Here is a 5067-nt window from a genome sequence, read left to right as displayed (position 1 = left end):
CTGCCGCGCCCACGCCCGCGATCGATGAGCCCCTCCGAGGTGAGAGCCCCCAACGCCTGGCGGACCACCGAACGCGAGACACCGTACCGTTCCTGCAGCTGGGCCTCGCTGGGAAGCAGCGTGCCCGGCGGCAGCGAGTGGTTAACAATCTGGGCTCGCAGATGTGCGCTCAGCTGGTGGTGCAGGGGCAGGCTCTTGCTGGGATCGACCGGTCGTTCCTCAAACTGATAAGTCTTCATTTGCACTCATCATCCCAAATTCTGGGCGTCTCTCAATCCGGCTGTTGTCCGTTGGCTGTTTGTTGTCCGCCGGGTGCTTGCCGCCGGGTGCTTGCCGCTAGGTGTACTCAGTACAGCTAGGTGCTAGCCCTGCTGGGCGGTCTGCCACACATGGTCCCACCCGGGAGCGAGCTGGGCTGCCCGACGGAGGGACAGCACCAGGCTCGCCTCGCGGGCAATGCCCTGGCCGGCAATGTCGAACGCCGTGCCATGATCAACCGACACGCGGACGACTGGAAGGCCGACGGTGATGTTGACGCCGTCGTCGCCGTACACGGCCTTGAACGGAGCGTGACCCTGATCGTGATAACAGACGATCACCATGTTCCACTTGCCCTTGACAGCAGCCGGGATGAGCGCGTCGGCGGGCAGCGGGCCGGTCACGTTGATGCCCGCCGCGCGGGCGGCTTCGACAGTGGGTGCCAGGATGTCGGCGTCTTCGTTGCCGAACAAACGGTTCTCGCCGGCATGGGGGTTCAGGCCGGCCAGCCCGATGGGCTCGTCCGGGTTTCCGAGCGCCTTGGTGAACGCGCTGACCAGGTCGATGACGCTACGGGTGCGCTTCGGGGTGATGTCCTCGATGGCCTGGCGCAGCGACACGTGGGTGGTCAGGTGGAAGAAGTACAGTTCCCCCGCGGAGAGCACCAGCGAGAAGTTCTCAACGCCGAATTCGTGGGCGAGCAGCTCGGTGTGCCCGGGCCACTTGTGCCCGCCGGCGTGCATGGCTGCTTTATTCAGCGGGGCGGTGACGATGCCGTCCACCTGACCCTCGCGGGCCAGCCGGCAGGCCTCGACGACGAAACGGTAGGAACCGTCGCCGGCGTCGGGGTGGATCTCGCCCAGGGGCACGTGCGCAAGGGACTGCCCGGTCTGGAGTAGCTCGATCGTGCCGGGCTCGTTGGTGGCTTCGGCGACGGAACCGATGACGCGGACCTTGTCCGGGTCCCCGCCCACGTTGACGACGCCGGCGCGCATCGCAGCCTCGTCGCCTATCACGATCGGGCGGCATTCGGTGCGGAGGTCGTCGTGGCCGAGCAGCGACTTAGCGGTGATCTCTGGGCCGATACCTGCCACATCACCGATGGTTAGGGCAAGAGTAGGGATGGTCATGGAAGTGCCTCCGGGGACAGTGGGGATGATGTGCAAAGTTGGTGAACAATATCGGTCAGCGAATCGGGGTTTCCGAATCCGCCTGCTTTGGTGACGACGCGCAGCCCGTGGGCGGTGCCGCCGTCGACGACGCCGACCGGGACGCCTTCCTGCAGGGCACCTGAGACGACCACGGATTGCGCCGCGGTCTCCCGCAGGACCGCCCGTGCGCCGTCCCCGCCCATCAGGACGAGCGCCGCCGCATCGGGCTGGGGCAGGATTGCGTCGGTCAGGACGACGCTGGCAATCGCCGAGAGCCCCTCCGCGATTTCGGCGCCGGTCAGGGCGTCAGGGGTGCTTCCCCGATCGGTGGGTGAGAGCAGGAGGGTGGCCCGCTGCGCAACGGACAGCTTCTGGGCGGCAGCCCACGCCAGGGCCGAGGCCCGGCTGCGGACGTCGGCGAGGGTGGGACGCAGCACCAGCAGATCGTCGTCGGCCGATTCGTTGATCAGCCGTTCGGCCTGTCCGCGGGACACGTCATGCAACGAGCTGACCACAATCAGGACCTGTCCAGCGGGGGAGGTGGTCGATCCCGTCCGGCCGGGCAATCCGGCGTCGGATCCCCAGCGTGACGCCAAAGCTGCCGCTAGGCCGGCCGAGCCGACCGGCACCGCCCGGGGACCCAGTTCGCTGAGCGCTGCGGCCAGTTGGTCGAGGTCGGCGTCGGTGACTGCGTCGACGACGACGGTGGCCCCCTCCATTCCGGCCGTTTCGCCCAGGCGGTGCGCGTGCTCCGTCGCTGTGCCCGCGCCGAGGCGGATGCTGCGGCTGCCCGGGATCAGGGTGGGCAGATCGCTGGTGCTGACCGGGGTCACCGGATCACGTCCAACGGACGTGGATTCGACCGGTTCGCCGTTGACGCGCAGCTGGCCCTGGTCGACCGTGCGGCCCATAGCCGGGTATGCGGGGCAGACGACGGCGAACGCGCCCACGTGATTCCGCCGCCAGGTACGCAGCGCGCCGTCGATCTGAGCGGGAATGCTGCCGCGCATGGTTGAGTCGATTTTGACGTACAACCGGTCGGCGCAGGCAACCAGAAGCTGCGCGACGGCGTCAGCGGTGACAGTGCCAGCGGCGTCGTGTGGCAGCGCCCGGGAGTCCGTCACCGTGGCGAGCGTGCTGCCCGTGCGCTGGCTGTCGAGCTCCCCGAGGGCGAGGCGGGAGGTCCACCCCGCCCCGGCGAACTGGACCAGCGAATCGTTGGCCCCAGTCAGGTCATCGGCTGCGATACCGATGACCTGCGGTGGGTCTGAGGGGGCAGAGGTCACGGATCGGCCTGTGGTGAGTTGTGGGTTCCGGCGGGACGGCCGTCGTCGTGCGGAGCCGCGGCGGCGCGCTCGTCGCCGTCTGGGGCGTCATCCTCACCGTAGAGGCCTCCCTGACGCTTGAGAACCCAGGTGGCCAGCAGTGGCGCGAAAATCGCCGTGACGAGGACCGCCGAGGCGACCTGTGCCGTGGCAACTTCAACGAAGGGAGCGAAGGTGGGGTCGGCTGCAGCGACGACGGCAGGAGTGGCGATCGAGTTGCCGGCGGTGGTGGCGGAGGCGATGCCAATGCCGGCCTTGTTGCCGCGGCGCAGGATGAAGCGGTAACCGAAATAGACCAGGGCGCCGGTGATCAGAGTCGCCGCGATGCCGACGAAGATGCCCGAAAGACCGCCGGTGAGGACGTTGCCGAGGTTGATGCCGGTGCCGAGGGCGAAGGCGAAGAACGGGATCACAATGTTCGGAACCGGGCGCATGACCTCGGTCCATTTGCGGTCCAGGTTGCCAACGATGAAGCCGAGGACCAGGGGGATGATGGCGGCCAGCAGCACGAGGAACGGGATGTTGCCGAGACCTGAGATGCCGAGGAACAGCAACGTGAAGAACGGGCCGTCGTTGACCGCGGAGGCCATGTAGGCACCGCGGTCGCGGCTGTCGCCGTAGCGCCCGGTGAACGCGAGCCAGAGACCGCCGTTGCTGTTATCGAAGGAGGCCAGCAGGGCAAGGATGGAGATGCCGAGGATCCCGTCGATGCCGACCATCAGGCCCAACGCTGCAACCAGCGCGGCCGGGATGATGGTTTTGAAGAGGAGGATGACTCCGGTGGTTGCGAGGACGGGGCCGGAGGTCTTGGCAGTGATCTGCATGCCGGTGGCGAAGATCAGAATCGCGATCAGGGGGAGCGCCGAGTCCTTGAAGAGGGCGGTGGTGAAGCTGCCCATTTCCAGGAAAGCGGGGAAGAAGGTTCCGACGATCGACCCCAGGATCAGGGGAATCAGCATCAACCCCCCGGGGATGCGGTTCATGCTGTCGAACAGGGGGACGCGGGACTTGGGAAGGGATTCGGCTACCATGGCGAATCTTCTCTCTGGTCGGGGCTGTCGCAAAGGGACAGCAACTCAAAGTTGTACGGACAAGGTGTACCTACACTAGATCTGGTTCCCGGAAGTGGCAAGTCCTTGATCGGAGTGCCGGTCACGGGGAGGGTGCATCGTAGGCTGAACCCATGACTGACCCGATGACTGATCCCAGGGCTGCCACCGAGACTGCCAGCGAGACCCACCTGCTTGAGCCGACGCTGACCACCGCCACGCAGATATTCTCCCGCGATACCCCACCGGTGCTCACGGTGCGCCCGGGCGACTCGGTGCGGGTCAGGTCCCTTGACGCCTGGGGGCATCTGGAGCGGCAGACCGTTCCCGGGGAGGATAAACCGCAGCTCTTCGCCGAACGGAAGGGTCACTGCCTCACCGGGCCCATCGCCGTCGCAGGCGCCAAGCCCGGCGATATGCTGGCCGTCACCTTCGTCTCGCTCACGCCCGACCCATGGGGCTTCACGAACGCCGGGCGGAAAGACGACAGCTTCACCCGGCTGCTCGACGTCGACGGCGGGGTCCCACAGTGGCTCCTGTGGGATGTCGATGTGCAGCAGGGGACAGCCTCCAACCAGCTGGGCCAGACGGTGACGCTGAACCCGTTCCTCGGCGTCGTGGGCGTGCCGCCAAACAGTCCCGGCGACTTCACCACTACTCCGCCGCGCGCCGACGGCGGTGGCAACATCGACTGTAAGGAACTGACCGCCGGGTCCACCCTGTTCCTCCCGGTGACCGTGCCAGGTGCGCTGCTCAGTGTGGGCGACGGGCATGCCGTGCAGGGCGACGGCGAGGTCGGCGGCACCGCGATCGAGTGCGGAATGACCACGGACCTGGTGCTCGACGTCGTCGTCGATGCACCCCTACAGACCATCCATGCGATCACGCCGACGGCGCGGATCACCTTTGGATTCAACGCCGACCTCAATCTCGCGACCGCTGAAGCACTCAAGGCCATGTTGACCTGGATGCAGGACCTGTACGGCATGGAACGCACGCATGCGCTGGCCCTGGCGAGTACGGTCGTGGACCTGCGGATTACGCAGATCGCCAACGAAACCTGGGGTGTGCATGCAGTGCTCGGACGTGACGCGGTGCGGGAGTCGCCGGCGGTGTGATGGGCCTATCGGCGCCCACCCCGCTGGATAGCAAGTATACTTAGGACTTGGTATACCTAACATTTGACTGCCCAACGATAGGGGTCCCGTCATGAAACAACCTCAGCCACGCGGTCCGGTGAGCTCCCTGCTCCTGGACATTCTGACCGGTCCGGAGCAGGGCGGC

General features: G+C 66.6%; 5 protein-coding genes. 1 reads left to right on the top strand and 4 read right to left on the bottom strand.

The genetic code is table 11. The features are described 5' to 3' along the window. From K728_RS23090 to K728_RS0105290, 4 genes are all read right to left on the bottom strand, one after another. On the bottom strand, positions 1-239 hold a 239-nt coding region (locus K728_RS23090; protein WP_193353918.1), incomplete at its 3' end, for a winged helix-turn-helix domain-containing protein. Positions 240-362: 123 nt separating this feature from the next. Continuing rightward, positions 363-1388, bottom strand: a complete 1026-nt coding sequence (gene pdxA / locus K728_RS0105300) for a 4-hydroxythreonine-4-phosphate dehydrogenase PdxA (RefSeq protein ID WP_024476074.1) — start codon at positions 1386-1388, stop codon at positions 363-365. After that, a complete protein-coding gene (locus tag K728_RS0105295; protein ID WP_024476073.1) occupies positions 1385-2695 on the bottom strand; it encodes a four-carbon acid sugar kinase family protein in 1311 nt (436 codons plus the stop codon). Before K728_RS0105295 ends, pdxA begins: the two co-directional genes overlap by 4 nt. Beyond that, positions 2692-3765: a 2-keto-3-deoxygluconate permease gene (locus K728_RS0105290; RefSeq protein WP_024476072.1), complete on the bottom strand. Its 1074-nt coding sequence runs from the start codon at positions 3763-3765 to the stop codon at positions 2692-2694. The genes K728_RS0105295 and K728_RS0105290 overlap by 4 nt, the downstream gene beginning before the upstream one ends. A 152-nt stretch (positions 3766-3917) precedes the next feature. Between K728_RS0105290 and K728_RS0105285 the strand changes: the two genes are divergently transcribed. Beyond that, positions 3918-4901, top strand: a complete 984-nt coding sequence (locus K728_RS0105285) for an acetamidase/formamidase family protein (RefSeq protein ID WP_024476071.1) — start codon at positions 3918-3920, stop codon at positions 4899-4901. Positions 4902-5067 lie beyond the last annotated feature (166 nt).

The organism is Arthrobacter sp. CAL618, assembly GCF_000468215.1.
Lineage (GTDB): Bacteria > Actinomycetota > Actinomycetes > Actinomycetales > Micrococcaceae > Arthrobacter_D.
The sequence above is the reverse complement of the archived record's forward strand: the minus strand, read 5'-3'. Positions and strand labels throughout refer to the sequence as shown.

What these genes read in the sequence shown, in the direction of transcription:
- pdxA (WP_024476074.1), bottom strand. Translation starts at nt 1,388, where the DNA reads ATGACCATCCCTACTCTTGCCCTAACCATCGGTGATGTGGCAGGTATC.
- K728_RS0105290 (WP_024476072.1), bottom strand. Translation starts at nt 3,765, where the DNA reads ATGGTAGCCGAATCCCTTCCCAAGTCCCGCGTCCCCCTGTTCGACAGC.
- K728_RS0105285 (WP_024476071.1), top strand. Translation starts at nt 3,918, where the DNA reads ATGACTGACCCGATGACTGATCCCAGGGCTGCCACCGAGACTGCCAGC.